Here is a 14,559-nt window from a genome sequence, read left to right on the forward strand (position 1 = left end):
GCCCCTTATCTTACCACACTAGGTACGGACTATTAACTTGTGCTCGTGGCTAATTGGAACGCAGGCTAGCCATCGGCGACAAAATAAGGTACTATTAGCCTTGACCACAGAAAGGACGGATGCGACATGAAACCAGTATACCAACGGATTATCGCCATCATCATCATGTGCGTGCCCGGCGCTTTGGCCATTTACGGCTGGACCTTGATGCGGGACGTCTTGTTCAACTATTTTGGTGGCCAAGGGATGGCTTGGCTTCCTTTCACTGGCGGACTCGTCTTGCTCATCATCGGATTAGCACTGATCGGCGGCTTCCTCTTCCACCATGACCGCAAACGGAAACGAATCCAGCCACGCCTGATTGGCAAACAAAACGACCCCACCTACCGCAACAAGCCGGGTTATTGACACACTAACTGGCATCTTTGCGCCCCATAACTCAAACTCAGGCATCCGCACCAACCAGCGGATGTTTTTTTGTGCCGCCATTCACCCTTTACCAACTGGGCACATATCTTGAGAGTGAAGACGCGAGGAGGGAAAACACATGACTTACCCACCATCATTCTGGCATCCCGGCCTTTTCCGCGAACCGATCGCCTCATCTTTTTCCTTTTTTCGCAAACTGCTCAACCGAATAGAAATGACAGCAACAGACCCTGCACAACGCGAAACCTCGGTTCGGCTACGGGAACAACTTTCGCAAATCGAGCACACGCTGTTCAGCCCAGATCCTTATCTCGCGGCAACGGGGGAACAACAATGGCGGCATTGGTTGCGATCGCTTGCTCGCTTGTTGGAACCGATCGAAACGATAGCCACTTCCGCTCGACAACCCGAAGAATCACCGTACAAGCAAGAGACATCTGCTGTCTCCGCTTACCGCCCGGTGCCAATCGGTCAACATCAACTCCCACCACTTCCCTATCCGTATGATGCCCTTGAACCCTACATTGATGAAACCACCATGCGCATCCATCATCAAGAACATCACAAAAAATATGTAGAAGACTTAAATAACGCAGAAACCCAATTGGCGCACGCGCGACAAACCGGCGATTTCTCATTGATCAAGCATTGGGAAAGAGAATTGGCCTTCAACGGCGCTGGCCATTATCTCCACACGCTTTTTTGGGAATCGATGAGTCCGCGTGGCGGCGGCGAACCCAGCGGAGCGCTTAAAAAGCAAATCATTCACGACTTTGGTAGCTTCGAAGCCTTTAAAAAACAATTTTCTGAAGCTGCCGAAAAAGTGGAAGGAGGAGGCTGGGCCATCCTTGTCTGGAGCCCCCGCGCCCACCGACTCGAAATCCTGCAAGCCGAAAAGCATCAAAACTTGTCACAACAGGACATCGTTCCCTTGTTGCCACTGGATGTGTGGGAACACGCCTATTATCTTAAATACCCCAACAAGAGAAGGCAGTATATCGACGCTTGGTGGCACGTTGTCAATTGGCCTCAAGTCTATAAACGCTTCTGCAAAGCCCGCCAACTCCGCTGGCACCCCTACTAAATGTTTGAGGCAGGTGGTTCCCATGGCCAAACATAAGTCTTACACCAAAGAGAAAAAACCAAACAATCCTCCAAAACCCCGTTACACCAATCAGGCCAATCTATTCCATCGAGATGTGATCGCCCCCCTGGAAAGGCGATACCGCCAATGTCTGCAAGCGCGGGAATATGAAAGCGCGCGCGCCCTCCTGCGAGAACTGGAAACAGCGCGCCGCGAGCACCCGATTTTGATTCACCGCAACGAACGAGTCAAAATCAATTGAGCCTGCAATGCCGACCCACTGACATCGGCACCCTTCCAACGATTACACGCAGCATATCATTTGTATGATGCGGACGGCATCCAGTTGGTGCCCTGATCTTAGTACCAGGTATTATGACCTTATCATAAAACCTTGCACAAATGAAGCCCTCTGCATCCACTTCCTTTTTCAGCACAAAAAGAAAACAAGCCTCTGATGTTGCCAAAGAATCCTCTCTGGCAACATCAGAGGCTTTAGATCATTGGTGTAAATAGCTCCGTTTTCACGTACAATCCCTATCCGACTTTGTGCTCGATCCGCAATTTGTCGGCCACCATCGCAATAAACTCACTGTTGGTCGGCTTCGCTTTGGACACATTGATGGTGTAACCGAACAGACTGCGAATGGAATCCATGTTCCCCCGGCTCCAAGCCACTTCGATCGCATGGCGAATCGCACGCTCCACCCGGCTCGGAGTGGTGTTGTATTTTTCCGCAATCCGCGGATACAAAGACTTCGTGATCGCCCCCAACAGATCGACCTCATTGTAGACCATGGATATCGCTTCCCGCAAATACAAGTATCCTTTAATATGCGCCGGCACGCCGATTTCATGAATCACGTTGGTGATGTTGGCGTCCAGGTTGTTTGCCCGTGGGGAAGGCATGCTCACCTGCGACGTTTTCACAAACGACGCCTTGCCGCTGATCCCTTTCATTTGCCGGATGCGATGTGTAAGAACGTCAAGATCAAACGGTTTGAGTATGTAATAAGAAGCGCCCAACTCGACCGCCCGCTGAGTGATGTTTTCCTGGCCAAACGCGGTCAGCATGATCACTTTGGGCACCGGTTGCAAATTCATCTGCTGGATCTGCTCCAACACGCCCAACCCATCCAAGTGCGGCATGATAATATCCAACACGAGCACATCTGGCACCCGCTGTTTGATCATGTCTATCACTTCGCCACCGTGATGGGCGACCCCGATCACTTCAATATCCCCTTGGCTCATAAGATGTTCCTTCAAAAGCTCGGCGAATTCCCGATTGTCATCCGCTAATATGACTCGGATCTGATTCAATGAGAGACCCTCCTAATCATCCATACCAGTTTCCTTTTTTGCATTCGACAAACGTAAAAATCTTCCTGCAATTCCCGTTGCTAATTGCTGAAAATTTGTAAATATCGCGAAAATGAACGTTTGGTTTTTAAACGATTTCATTTATGTATTCTAGAATATTCATCACCTTACTGAAGAACCCTATATAAAAAGGAGGTGATAACAATGAGACACCAAACTGACGAACGTAGCTTGGAACAACGGCAAAAAGAGCGGAAAAACAGACAAAGCTCGCCAGAGCAACCCACCGTAGGGCCCACCCATGCTGGTAACAAGAAATTGACCGGCCCTGACCGCCCCTCTACATAATCTCACAGCCGAATGGTATCTCCATTCGGTTTTATTTTTCCGAGACAATGATACCATATATTTTCCGATTAATATTATAATTGTTATTCAGGTTGAATTACAACGCAAATTAATTTAACATATTAAGCATGTGAATTATTGACTTAGTCAAATGTTTTGCCCTGCCACTTATAGTTATAAACAAATGATTCATCCCTTATATCAGTCATAGCGTGAGGTGATTATATGAAGATGAAAAAAATTGGCTTAGCTTGGCAAATTCTAATCGGACTCATCCTGGGGATCGCGGTTGGTGCCGTATTTTATGGTAACCCCAGTTTTGAACAATACTTACAACCAATCGGCGACATCTTCTTACGTCTGATCAAGATGATCGTCATCCCCATCGTCGTCGCAAGCATCATTGTCGGCGTCGCTGGTGTGGGGGATATTAAGAAACTTGGCAAAATCGGCGGCAAAACCATTCTATACTTCGAGATCATCACCACCATCGCCCTCTTGGTCGGGCTTTTAGCAGCTAACATCTTCCAACCCGGCGCCGGGGTCGATATGAAAGCGATTCAAAAAACAGATATCCAAAAATATGTGGATACCACCCATGAAGTGGAAAACCATGGCATGGTTGACACTTTCGTCAACATTGTCCCAACAAACCTGTTCACTTCTCTGGCTGAAGGGGACATGCTGGCCATCATCTTCTTCTCGGTGATGTTCGGTCTCGGGGTTGCCGCCATCGGCGAACGGGGCCAACCGGTATTGCAATTCTTCCAAGGTGTGGCTGACGCGATGTTCTATGTGACCAACACCATTATGAAGTTCGCACCATTCGGCGTATTCGCCCTGATTGGTGTAACCGTATCCAAGTTTGGTTTGCAGTCACTCATCCCGCTCAGCAAGCTAGTCATTTTGGTATATGCAGCAATGGTGTTCTTCGTGCTCGTCGCACTTGGTCTGACAGCCAAACTGTTCGGCATCAACATCTTCTCATTGATTCGCATCCTAAAAGACGAACTGATCTTGGCGTACTCTACATCCAGCTCGGAAACCGTGTTGCCGAAACTGATTGAAAAAATGGAGAAATTCGGTTGCCCCAAAGCGATCACTTCATTTGTGATTCCGACCGGATACTCCTTCAACTTGGACGGCTCTACATTGTATCAAGCGATCGCAGCCATTTTCATCGCGCAAATGTATGGAATCGATCTCACCTTGACCCAACAAGTCACCTTGTTGCTCACCCTGATGGTTACTTCAAAAGGGATCGCAGGGGTGCCTGGCGTTTCCTTCGTCGTTCTCTTGGCCACACTCCATGTGGTGGGAATTCCGGCTGAAGGTCTGGCCTTCATCGCTGGCGTCGACCGCATCATGGACATGGCGCGGACCGTGGTAAACGTCATTGGTAACTCCCTCGCGGCAGTGGTAATGTCCAAATGGGAAAAACAATATGATGAGAAACAAGGCCAATCCTATCTGGCTGAAATAAAACAAGCTGCCTAATCAACGTACAAGCCCGTTGCGTTAAGTTTAACCAACGGGCTTGTTTTTTATTAACAGTTCGGCATGCAATTGCTGTAGCCAAACACCAATCTTCTCCCGGTTTACCACCAAATCGGCCTCAGCGTCAAAATCAGTGGGCTCCCAATTGATGATGGCCAGTTTGGCCCCTTGTTCCTTAGCGCGAATGGGAAAGAAGTTGGCCGGACTCACTTGCAAGGAAGAACCCAGTACAATCAACAATTCCACTCCGTCAATCAGCGCTTCGGCCCGCTCTACCTCCTGTTCCGGCAAATTTTCCCCAAACAGCACCACCTTCGGGCGGATAAAACCGCCACAAACACACGTTGTTCCGGCGTCTGTCTCATACTGTTGCGCAGGGTAGGTCTTCTGGCACTCCATGCAAACGAGCTCCCGCAAGCTACCGTGCAACGCTGCCACCCGCTTGCTGCCCGCCGCTTGATGAAGCCCATCGACATTCTGCGTGACAATCCCATCGATCCAACCTCTCTTTTCCCATTCGGCCAACACCGTATGGCCTTCGTGAGGCCTTACTTTGAGCAAGCCTTTGATCCGCTGGCGATAAAACTGGATAAATGCGTCACGGTGATGAGTCAGCGCATAGGTACTGGCATAATAAGTCGGATCTTTGTCTTGCCACATCCCTTGCTTAGCGGAACGAAAATCCGGCAACCCGCTTTCCGTCGACATTCCCGCACCTGTGAAAACCACCGTTTTGTTGGATTGTTTGATCCACTCGCTGATCAATTTCCCCCGCCTTCCTTTCCCAATTTTCCGTTATTGTAACACAAAAAACAGCGGGACCCGAAAGGGTACCCGCTGAAGTTTGCATCACGCCCGCATCCTGCAACATCCATTCGATAAACGTTCCATAACCAGAAGTCGGATCATTTACGAACACATGGGTCACAGCTCCGACTAATTTACCATTTTGAAGGATCGGGCTACCGCTCATCCCTTGTACAATGCCCCCGGTTTTTTTCAATAAGCGCGGGTCAGTTACTTTGATGATCAAGCCTTTGGTTGCCGGATACTTTTGCCGTAGCGCATGCAGTATTTGTATATCGAACGCTTCCACCTTTTGCCCTTCAACGACCGTTAAGATTTTGGCCGGTCCTTCTTTCACCTGATCAGCTAAGGCGACAGGAATCGCCTGCTTCGCTTCGCCTGCTCCGGGCATGTCGCCCAATTGCCCGAATATCCCGAATGGCGTGTTTTTCTTGATATTGCCCAAGACCTGATTCTCCTGGAAGAATATCGCCCGTTTTTCTCCGGGCTCCCCTGATTCCCCTTTTTGAATCGATGTCACACTAGATTGCACGATTTTTCCATCTCCCACCCGAATCGGCTGGCCGGTGTCCATGTCGGTGATAACATGTCCCAACGCGCCATATACCTGATGAGCCGGATCGTAAAAAGTGAGCGTTCCCACTCCCGCCGCGGAATCCCTGATGTAAAGACCCAAACGGTACATCTGCTCTTTTTCGTCAAACACAGGTCGAATCGACACGGTTCTCTTCTTCCCTTCACGCATGACAACCATGTTCAGCACCCGCTTCTCTTTACCGGCCTGATTGACGGCATCAGCCACATCCCTGATTTGCTTCACCGGCTTGCCATTCATGCGTACCAAATAATCCCCGACACGAATGTCGGCTTGTTCAGCCGGAGATTTCACTTCTTTATTTTTGCTGTGCACCACATGATGCCCCACGACCAATGCCCCATCCGAACGCAATTTGACGCCGATGGATTGTCCTCCCGGCACCACTTTCAACTGGGGATAGACCTGGACATCCACCTGTTTGATCGGCAACTTCCCAAACAACTTCAAGGTCAGTTGCGTTTTGCCAACCGCTTGCGGCAACAAGGTCATTGGCTGCTTGAGGTCAAGCGGCACGCGGGCATTTGCCGCACCATTCACATGAAGAACAGCTGGATTGGAAACATTAGCCGTAGCTGTTACGGGCATGGAGAGCTGAAGCTTGCGCCATTCTCCCTGAAGGAGACGAATTTCCCGGGGAAAGTTGGTGAATTGACGAAATGTCGTGGTGGTACTTCCCAACGTGATGAGAAGCACGAGGAGAAAGCCAAAGAACTTTTTTGCTGAAATCCTGTTCATTTTCATCATCACTCTCCTCAAGCTTCCCGCCTACCCCTCCGCCTAATTCGTGGTCTTTACTAACTTTAAGTTAACCGCGCCCTTGGGCTTTTATGTTCGACAAATGCTTCCTCCCCAACATAAAAAATGCCTTTGACCGACCAAAGGCATCCCCCTTGAATCCGATCAACGGCATTTATCCATAACGCTTCACTTTTTCAGCCAAACGGATCATCTCTTCCGCGTGTTGCATCGTGCGGTTGGTCACTTCCACTCCACCCAGCAACCGGGCCAACTCCATGGTGCGGCCGCGGCGGTCGAGGCGATCCACTTTGGTGCGCGTCTTATCTTCTTTTAGCTCTTTGGAAATATAAAAATGATGATCGGCCATGCAGGCCACTTGCGGCAGGTGGGTAACGCACAAGACTTGATTTTGCCTGGAGACCACCGCGATCTTCTCAGCAATCGCCTGGGCCGCTCGTCCGCTCACCCCAGTGTCGATTTCGTCGAAGACCAAGGTGTCCGCACTGTCGGTGGCGGTAAAAATGCATTTCAATGCCAGCATGATCCGTGACAATTCCCCACCGGAAGCAATTTTGGTGAGAGGCTTGAGCGGTTCGCCCGGATTGGGTGCGATTTGGAATTCCACCACATCCTGCCCATGTGGCAACAGTTCATTTGCTTGGTATGTTTCAGAATAAAAAGCCACATGAAATACGGTTGAAGCCATATTCAGATCGGCCAGCTCTTGCTCCACTTTGGTTTCCAGTTGGGCGGCAGCTTCTTTGCGCAACTGGGTCAGTGTTTTAGCCAGCGCATAAAGGTCGGTTTCCGCGGAAGCGATCTTCTCTTCCAATTCAGCAACAGATTCTTCCCGATGTTCCAGTTGACTCAATTCCTGACGAACCTTGTCTCCGTAAGCCAAAATTTCCTCGATCGAGTCGCCGTACTTCCGCTTCAGCTGTTTAATCATGTGCAAGCGCTCTTCCACCTCATTGAGCCGGCCCGGATCATATTCAAACGCATCCCGGTAACGAGCAATGGCGCGCGCTGCCTCTTCCAGCTGATAATAAGCGGATTGAGCGCTTTCCAACAAACCGCCAAGCGACTCATCCACTTCCGCCATTCCTTCCAAATGCGTCAGCGCTTCCTGCACCTGCTCCAATCCGCCTTGTTCGCCGTTTAAGTGTTGGTACGCGTGAGTGGTATGCATCATCAGTTTTTCAGCGTGAGCTAGGCGGCTGCGCTCTTGCTCAAGTTCTTCCTCCTCGCCCGGCACCAATGCCGCGGCTTCAATCTCTTGCGCCTGAAACTGCAACATATCCACACGGTACGCCAAGTCCTGCTGATCCATATGATAGCGGGCCAATTCTTTCTTGAGCGCCTGATATTCGCGGAACCGGGCCTGATACTGCTCCTTTACGGCGATCACTTCATTTCCCGCAAACGTATCCAGCCAGGACAAATGCTCTTCTACGCGCAAGAGGGCTTGGTGTTCATGTTGTCCAGAAATGTCCAACAGCGTCTGCCCCATCTGTTTGAGCATGGCAAGCGTGATCGTACGGCCATTGATTCGGCAGACGCTTTTGCCGCTAGCGGTGATTTCCCGGCGGATGATCAAGGTGTCCAACTCATCAGCGGCGAAACCCCACTCCTGGAGCAACGCATAGGCAGGATGGGAAGCAGATACTTCGAACACGGCTTCGATCTCCGCCTTGTCCGCGCCGTACCGCACAAATTCTGCCGAGGCGCGCCCACCGATCACCAATCCGAGTGCGTCAATCAAAATCGACTTACCAGCACCCGTTTCGCCCGTCAAAACATGAAACCCTTCACTCAATTGCAGCCGAACCTCTTCAATGATCGCAAATTGGCGAATAACGAGTTCTTTGAGCATCTCTTCCTATCGCCCCTTATACCAGATCCAAGAAGCGTTGCACTAGCTCTGGTGCTTTTTCTTTCGAACGGCAAATGATCAAAATGGTGTCATCCCCCGCCAGTGTACCCAATAACTCATCCCAATCCAGATGATCCATCAAAGCCGCGATCGCATGAGCGTTCCCCGGCAAAGTCTTCAGTACGATCAGATTTTCACTCGCATCAATGGAGACAAACGATTCCTGCAAGGTGCGCTTCAATTTTTTGAGCGGATTGATCCGCTTGTCTTCAGACGGCACCGAATATTTATAGATTCCTTTGGAGGTGGGCACTTTCACCAACTGCAATTCCTTGATATCCCTGGAAACAGTGGCTTGCGTTACGTTATAACCCGCCCTCTTCAGCTCTTCCACCAATTCGTCTTGGGTTTCTATCTCCTTCATGCTGATGATTTCACGAATTTTAATATGACGCTGTGCCTTCATCACTTTCCTCCTACCCTACTGTCCACACTTTCTCCTTGAAGTTTTTTCCTAACCACTTCAAAAAAAGAACGGTCTTGCCATTTGATCAAGTGTGCGGGAGTGCGGGAGCGTTTCACCCGCACCACGTCCCCTTCCTTCAAACAATATCCGATCTGCCCGTCGATGGTAATCGCCATTTCGCGATGGACGGCGGAAACATGGATTTCCAACACCGCTTCTGCAGGAAGAACCATGGGCCGCGATGTTAGGGTGTGAGGGCAAATCGGTGTCAGCAAAAGCACCTGTATGCCCGGATAGACAATCGGTCCTCCGCAAGACAGCGAATACGCCGTCGACCCGGTTGGCGTGGACACGATCAAGCCATCACCGGAATATGTACCCAAAAACATCCCATCCATATAAGCCGTGCATTGGATCATCCGGCCGAACGAACCTTTGGAAATGCCGATGTCATTCAGGGCAATCCCGGTTTCAACTACCTCGTTGCCACGCAACACCTCGGCTTCAATCATTAGCCGCTGTTCAATGGTATAATCCTCATTCAACACACGATCGACGGCCATAGACAGATCATCCGGCTCCGCTTCCGACAGAAAACCTAGCTGTCCCAAGTTGAACCCCAAGATCGGCAATCCCGCCGCGGCAAAACGCCGGGCCACGCCGAGGAGCGTCCCGTCCCCTCCCAACACGAAAACCAATTGCACGCGTTCGGTGAATCGTTCCAATTCCAACCCCAGATCCGGCCGTTCTAATCGCATGGCCAAAGCGTTGTCCACAAGGACTTCAGCCCCGCGTTCCTCCAAGAGGTGAACCAATCGCTCCGCTACTTGCACACTCTTCGATTTGCTTTGGTTCGCTGTGATGCCGATGGTTTTCAACAGTTCCACCTCTATCTCTCAAATCCGTCAGAATAGTATCAGCCACAACAAAAGAGCGCCCAAACCCAATCCACCGTACACCGCCAACCCAGCTCGCGACCGTTTGGCGTGAAACGACAACTCCGGCACATCAAAAAAAATGCGCTTGACCGTTCTTTTTTCACGATCGACATATAGCAAGCCATCAGGTTGACACAACAGGTAATACGTGAGGAAAAAGTCGCGCAATCCAGCACCTGACAACCGCAGGGGCTTTCGTTCCCTCGCCACGATTACAATATAACATTCCTCGTCTTGTCTGGCGATATAATCGATGTACAAGCGGCTCTCATATTCCTTGTCATCCATCTCGATCGAGAGAGGGATTCTCTCTTTGCCGCCTATGACTTCATACCCGTTTTCCCTCAACAGATCAGGCACTTCTCCCCGGAACTCCTCCTTCGGCTCCGAGGGAGGATTGCTCCTGATGCGCGGTATGAATTGGGTGGCGATCAAATACAAGATGGCGCCCAATATCAGAAAAAGAACGAGGGTATCTCCAGGTTGTTGGGCCATTCCCCTCCCCCCTTTTCCTAATTATTCGCATCAAGGGCGGAGAACCCTGCCACTAATGAGAGATTAGCGGGATCTGCCATCCAGCTTATGGGCGCCTAGTGCTGTCTTTAGAATCTGTTATGGGCCGCCGCTACAACTTGCGCGATGTCTTCGGACAAGTCGCCTGGCGTCACGGCCTCTTCCAAAACCAAGTAACCGAGAAACTCGATGTTCCCTTCGCCCCCTTTAATCGGAGAAGGGGCCAACCCCCGCACATCAAAGCCAAGCTCTGTGGCCATCTGCACAAAACGGCTTAATACCTGTCGGTGAACGGCTGGGTCCTTGACGATTCCCTTTTTGCCCACTTGTTCCTTGCCGGCTTCAAATTGCGGCTTGATCAGCGCGATCACTTCCCCTTGTGGTTGCAACAGCTTTTTCAGTGTCGGCAAGATGTGTTTAAGGGAAATGAAAGACACATCGATCACCGCAAAGTCTGGAGTAGCTCCTTTAAGGTCTTCTGGTTCAAGGTATCGGAAATTGGTGCGCTCCATTACGATCACACGTTCGTCTTGGCGCAATTTCCAAGCCAATTGTCCATATCCGACATCGATGGCGTACACTTGCTTGGCCCCATTTTGCAACGCGCAATCAGTGAAACCACCCGTGGACGCCCCAATGTCTAGCACCACGCGTTGCTCCATCTGAATCGGAAAAACCCGCAGGGCTTCTTCCAGCTTCAACCCACCGCGAGAAACATATGGATGAAGCTCGCCTTTCACCTCAATCACGGCATCAACGGGGATTTTCATCCCCGCTTTGTCCACTCGTTCATTATTCACCAATACAAGGCCGGCCATAATGGAGCGTTTCGCTTGTTCACGACTTGCAAAATGGCCTTTATTCACAAGCAATATGTCAAGACGTTCTTTTTCCACTTGCAACCCTCATGCTTTCTGGATTTTTTGCGCAACGTGCCGCCGCACTTCTTCGGCGATTGCATCAGGGGTGAGCCCCACCTCGGCGCGCTGCTCGGCGATGCTACCGTGTTCTACATAATAATCTGGCACACCCAACACTTTCACAACCATCCCAACTTGTTCCTGAGCAGCGTAGTATTCCAATACGGCGCTACCAAATCCACCTGCGATGCAAGCCTCTTCCACCGTAAACACCGGGATCTGCTCCCGCGCCAACTCATCTAGGCACTCCGTGTCTAACGGTTTTGCAAACCGAGCGTTGATCACGCGAGCATCAATGCCGTCGGCCGCCAAGCGCTCACTTGCGGCCAAAGCGACGGGCACCATGTTGCCGAACGCCAGAATCGCCACATCGTTCCCTTTCCGCACGCATTCTGACTTGCCGATTGGAATGGCGCGGAATTCCTCATCCATAGGCACGCCTACACCAGCTTCTTTGGAATAGCGGACCGCAATGGGGCCATCATGGTTTACCGCCGTATACAACATGTGTTGCAATTCATTTTCGTCTTTCGGCATCATGATGACCAAGTTCGGTTGGTTTCGCAAAAAGCTGATGTCGTAAATCCCTTGGTGCGTTTCACCATCCTCGCCGACAAAGCCAGCCCGGTCAATGGCAAAGACCACGGGTAAGTTCTGGCGGCACACGTCATGCACAACCTGGTCGTAGCCACGCTGTAAGAAAGTAGAATAAATGGCCAACACCGGCTTGATCCCTTGTGTCGCTAAACCAGCGGCAAAGGTGACCGCATGTTGTTCGGCGATTCCCACATCGAAACACCGATCAGGGTAAGCCGCTTGAAACTTCTCCAATTTGGAGCCCGTCAACATCGCGGGCGTCACAGCCACAATTCGCTCATCGTTCGCTGCCAATCGAACCAAGGTGTCTCCAAACACCGCTGGGTACGCAGGCGCCCCGCCCGCTTTTTTCTGGAACGCGCCCGATTCGATTTTGTATGTGCCGACGCCGTGATACACGACAGAATCATTTTCAGCGGGTTTGTAGCCATATCCTTTTTTGGTCACGACGTGAACCAACACCGGCCCTTTTGTTTTGCCGGCCAGCCGCAAGCTCTCCATCAATTCGTCCAGCTTGTGGCCATCCACTGGACCGATATAGGTAAATCCGAGAGTTTCGAACAGGACACCGGAGACGACTAGATATTTCAAGCTGTCTTTGATCCGCTCCACCGTTTTGGCAAAGGGTGCGCCTACCGTGGGGATCTTCATGAGCAGCTGTTCTACTTCTTCTTTGATTTTGTTGTAACTCTTGTTGGTCCGCAAGCGCGCCAGATGGTTATGCAACGCGCCCACGTTAGGACTGATCGACATCTCGTTGTCATTCAAGATGACAATCAGGTCTTTTTTGGTTTCACCGATGTGGTTCAGCGCCTCCAGCGCCATACCACCGGTCAGAGCCCCATCACCGATGATGGCGATCACTTTGTTGTCCTCGCCTTTGAGATCGCGGGCCGTGGCCATCCCCATCGCACCAGACAAGGATGTACTACTGTGCCCTGTTTCCCACACATCGTGTTCGCTTTCCCGCATTTTCGGAAATCCACACAATCCTTTGTATTGCCGCAAGGTGGGGAACATCTCCCGGCGATTTGTCAAAATTTTGTGCACATACGCTTGATGCCCCACGTCCCACAACATTTTGTCCCGTGGACTGTCAAACAAGTAATGCAGGGCGATGGTCAACTCAACCACGCCCAGATTGGACGCCAAATGGCCTCCTGTTTTGGATAAGCTCTCTATAAGAAATTGACGGATTTCCTCTGCTAATTTCGGCAATTCTTCCACAGACAACCGTTTAAGTTGATCCGGAGAATTAATCTGTTCGAGGAGCACGGATAACGCCTCGCTTTCGCTTTCTTTTCTTATTCGATTTCACATGAAACAAAGACAGTCGAAACTGTCGGTTTATCCAATAAAAAAATCTACCAACCCTGAATATGATCTGATTGGAATAATGAATGGATAAGGTCTTGCCGAGCGCCTTTCCCCCAACAGTAAGCGCGGAAATGAGCGAAACCAACACGATGTCGACCACCCCACTACTTAGCTTCCATTCTGGGAAAGATATCACAAATGAAGCCACCACGGCAACAGCGACTGCACCACTGATCACTCCACTGATATCGCCAACCACGTCATTGCAGAAGTTGGAGAATTGGTCCGCTCGCCTCACGATGCCAATGGCTTCTTTGGCTCCAGGAATCTTTTGGGCCGCCATGGCGTGAAGCGGTTTCTCAGAAGCGGCCGCAGCGGCGATGCCCAACATGTCAAATCCGATCCCGATCGCCACAATCATCAGTAAGACCATCATCCCCCCACCCCAGGACATCCCTCGAAGCACAGTTTGGGAAGAGACGGACAAAATACAGGCGATAAATGCGGATATCAGACTGACAGTAATCGCCCAGCGCATAGATTTTCGGAGTAATGAAACCATCAGGTAAAAATCCCCTTCATCCCCAACATTCCAGAAAAATGCCGGTCTCATGATGGACCGGTTTTCGTAGCTTAACTCTTCATCCCTATGTAATTTCCCCGGTTTTCAACCCTATATGTGAGAAGAGTGGCGACAACCTAGGTAAACTCTGCGGCTTAGGTCCAGTAGGCTTTCCCAAAGGGGTATCCCGATCGTCGCCGATCTGGCGGTTTCCCTTTACAACCCCTCTCGGCACCGTCACCGAATGCCGGACTGGACTGCCACTCAGTCCGCACTTTAATCCCTAGATGGCCATGCCTTTTTCGGCAAACAGTCTAGGAGTTTTCCTCAACAGCCCGTTCCAGTCTCCTAGCCTCTTTTGCAACAGAACTTTCAACCGCGTTCCGCATTAAAGCGGAGAACGGTATCCCCACCCTGTCACTCAAGGCAGGCTACGCTACACCCAGTTGATCCCGAGATGCAGGTTCATACCCCAAGCCGTCGTTCCCGCATGAGAGCGTACACGACGAACATTGGGCCTCCGCGGAAGAAGGGTCAACGCCCGCATGC

The 14,559-nt window shown here is 50.8% G+C and carries 15 protein-coding genes; 5 read left to right on the forward strand and 10 right to left on the reverse strand.

What is annotated here, in order from left to right; all coding sequences use genetic code 11:
- The first annotated feature begins 126 nt into the window (after positions 1 to 126).
- The 3 genes from CLV36_RS12375 to CLV36_RS12385 all read left to right on the forward strand — a co-directional run bounded on the left by CLV36_RS12375 (position 127) and on the right by CLV36_RS12385 (position 1,775).
- Positions 127 to 408, forward strand: coding sequence for a DUF2627 domain-containing protein (locus CLV36_RS12375; protein WP_106342851.1), 282 nt, complete (start codon positions 127 to 129; stop codon positions 406 to 408).
- Between the two features lie 139 nt (positions 409 to 547).
- Entirely contained in the window at positions 548 to 1,513 is a 966-nt protein-coding gene (locus tag CLV36_RS12380) for a superoxide dismutase (RefSeq protein WP_106342852.1), read from the forward strand.
- Positions 1,514 to 1,535: 22 nt separating this feature from the next.
- Positions 1,536 to 1,775, forward strand: coding sequence for a hypothetical protein (locus CLV36_RS12385; protein ID WP_106342853.1), 240 nt, complete (start codon positions 1,536 to 1,538; stop codon positions 1,773 to 1,775).
- 275 nt (positions 1,776 to 2,050) lie between these two features.
- On the opposite strand, the gene spo0A is transcribed toward CLV36_RS12385, so the two are convergent.
- Positions 2,051 to 2,836 carry a sporulation transcription factor Spo0A gene (gene spo0A / locus CLV36_RS12390; RefSeq protein WP_022736181.1) on the reverse strand — a complete coding sequence of 262 codons (786 nt, stop codon included), beginning with the start codon at positions 2,834 to 2,836 and terminating at the stop codon, positions 2,051 to 2,053.
- 204 nt (positions 2,837 to 3,040) lie between these two features.
- On the opposite strand from spo0A, the gene CLV36_RS17365 reads away from it, so the two are divergent.
- Both CLV36_RS17365 and gltP read left to right on the forward strand, forming a co-directional pair.
- Entirely contained in the window at positions 3,041 to 3,184 is a 144-nt protein-coding gene (locus tag CLV36_RS17365) for a hypothetical protein (RefSeq protein WP_154987295.1), read from the forward strand.
- Positions 3,185 to 3,415: 231 nt separating this feature from the next.
- Entirely contained in the window at positions 3,416 to 4,681 is a 1,266-nt protein-coding gene (gene gltP, locus CLV36_RS12395; protein WP_106342854.1) for a glutamate/aspartate:proton symporter GltP, read from the forward strand.
- A 27-nt stretch (positions 4,682 to 4,708) separates the two neighbouring features.
- Here gltP and CLV36_RS12400 read toward each other — a convergent pair whose 3' ends face one another.
- The 9 genes from CLV36_RS12400 to CLV36_RS12440 form a co-directional block, all read right to left on the reverse strand.
- On the reverse strand, positions 4,709 to 5,389 hold the full coding sequence (locus CLV36_RS12400; RefSeq protein ID WP_245888360.1) for an NAD-dependent deacylase: 681 nt from the start codon (positions 5,387 to 5,389) through the stop codon (positions 4,709 to 4,711).
- Entirely contained in the window at positions 5,349 to 6,821 is a 1,473-nt protein-coding gene (gene spoIVB, locus CLV36_RS12405; protein WP_425436581.1) for a SpoIVB peptidase, read from the reverse strand. Before spoIVB ends, CLV36_RS12400 begins: the two co-directional genes overlap by 41 nt.
- A 175-nt stretch (positions 6,822 to 6,996) precedes the next feature.
- A complete protein-coding gene (gene recN, locus CLV36_RS12410; RefSeq protein ID WP_106342857.1) occupies positions 6,997 to 8,697 on the reverse strand; it encodes a DNA repair protein RecN in 1,701 nt (566 codons plus the stop codon).
- A gap of 16 nt (positions 8,698 to 8,713) precedes the next feature.
- On the reverse strand, positions 8,714 to 9,166 hold the full coding sequence (ahrC, locus tag CLV36_RS12415) for a transcriptional regulator AhrC/ArgR (protein WP_102992149.1): 453 nt from the start codon (positions 9,164 to 9,166) through the stop codon (positions 8,714 to 8,716).
- Positions 9,163 to 10,041, reverse strand: coding sequence for an NAD(+)/NADH kinase (locus CLV36_RS12420; RefSeq protein ID WP_106342858.1), 879 nt, complete (start codon positions 10,039 to 10,041; stop codon positions 9,163 to 9,165). The genes ahrC and CLV36_RS12420 overlap by 4 nt, the downstream gene beginning before the upstream one ends.
- A gap of 27 nt (positions 10,042 to 10,068) precedes the next feature.
- Positions 10,069 to 10,596, reverse strand: a complete 528-nt coding sequence (locus CLV36_RS12425) for a hypothetical protein (RefSeq protein WP_106342859.1) — start codon at positions 10,594 to 10,596, stop codon at positions 10,069 to 10,071.
- 107 nt (positions 10,597 to 10,703) lie between these two features.
- Positions 10,704 to 11,516, reverse strand: a complete 813-nt coding sequence (locus CLV36_RS12430; RefSeq protein WP_106342860.1) for a TlyA family RNA methyltransferase — start codon at positions 11,514 to 11,516, stop codon at positions 10,704 to 10,706.
- Between the two features lie 3 nt (positions 11,517 to 11,519).
- On the reverse strand, positions 11,520 to 13,406 hold the full coding sequence (gene dxs, locus CLV36_RS12435; RefSeq protein WP_106342861.1) for a 1-deoxy-D-xylulose-5-phosphate synthase: 1,887 nt from the start codon (positions 13,404 to 13,406) through the stop codon (positions 11,520 to 11,522).
- Complete coding sequence (locus CLV36_RS12440) at positions 13,387 to 14,010, reverse strand: hypothetical protein (RefSeq protein ID WP_022736171.1); 624 nt, start codon at positions 14,008 to 14,010, stop codon at positions 13,387 to 13,389. The genes dxs and CLV36_RS12440 overlap by 20 nt, the downstream gene beginning before the upstream one ends.
- Positions 14,011 to 14,559: the final 549 nt, after the last annotated feature.

It is taken from the genome of Laceyella sediminis, assembly GCF_003003125.1.
Classification (GTDB): Bacteria; Bacillota; Bacilli; order Thermoactinomycetales; family Thermoactinomycetaceae; genus Laceyella; species Laceyella tengchongensis.